Below are 1,080 nucleotides of genomic sequence, written 5' to 3'. Positions count from 1 at the left end.
TAACAAGATAATTGGACTCCCGCTCTAATACGAAGCTAACCTTAAAGGTGGCAAATGAGTCTGGGAGAAGACGATGAATACGACAATTATCGGCGTTGATTTAGGCACCAAAGCTATTCAAGTGTGTATTTACACCAATAAAAAGGTGCAATCCAATAAGGAACTGACACCTCAGCAATTCAGTGAATTCCTACATCAACACACACCATGTAAGGTCGTATTCGAGTCATGTAGCGGCTCTAATTATTGGGTGCAGTATTGTCGTTCAGTCGGTCACGAGGCTAAATTAATATCGACACGTTTGGTTATGGCGATACGTCAGAATCAAAAAACAGACAAAAATGATGCATTAGCAATAGTTCAGGCCAGCCTGCTACCCGACATTAATTTTGTCAGCAGTAAAACGCCACAACAACAGCAAGCGCAAGCAATACTCCGTTTGCGAGAGCAATGTATTAAACAGAAAACAGCTTTGAAAAATCAACTAGGTGGGTTGCTTAGAGAGTTTAATATTTCCGTCGGTCATGGTGAAAGCCAGTTGATTTCTTCTATTGAGCTAGTGTTAGAAGATGCTGAAAATGGATTTAGTGCCATTTTTAGGGAAATGCTCAGTCAATCATTAGCGCTATATCGACATGTTAGTTTAACGCTGAATAGTTATAACCGAGCCTTGGAAGATTGGATATCAAATACACCAGATTGTCGGAAATTATTGAAGATAGAAGGTATTGGTTTTCTAAATGCCATCTACCTGTACATCAATATTTCTAACGAAGAATTTGGTGAGTTTAAGCATGGTCGTGATTTATCCGCTTGTATTGGTTTAACCCCCATGCAGCATAGCTCCGGCGGTAAAGTAAAACTCGGTACAATTGGTAAACGTAAGAACACTAGCCTGAGAAGCTTACTTATTACAGGGGCGATGTCAGTGGTTCAACAAGTGAATAAGCGAGAGCCGAGAACGAATAAAGAAAGCTGGTTAAAAGGGCTGATCGATAGGCGTGGAAAAAAGTGTGCGGCTGTTGCGTTAGCCAATAAAAATGTCAGAACGGCATTTGCATTAATAAAAAATGATACTGA

Annotated in this window: 1 protein-coding gene; it reads left to right on the top strand. The window is 40.2% G+C overall.

Annotated elements, in window-relative coordinates; genetic code table 11:
* Window positions 1-73: 73 nt before the first annotated feature.
* On the top strand, window positions 74-1,080 hold a 1,007-nt coding region (locus tag ACWU4D_RS19580; RefSeq protein WP_456053124.1), incomplete at its 3' end, for an IS110 family RNA-guided transposase.

It is taken from the genome of Vibrio phycocola (assembly GCF_053850235.1).
Note: the sequence above shows the minus strand (reverse complement) of the source record. Positions and strands in the feature narration are given on the sequence as shown.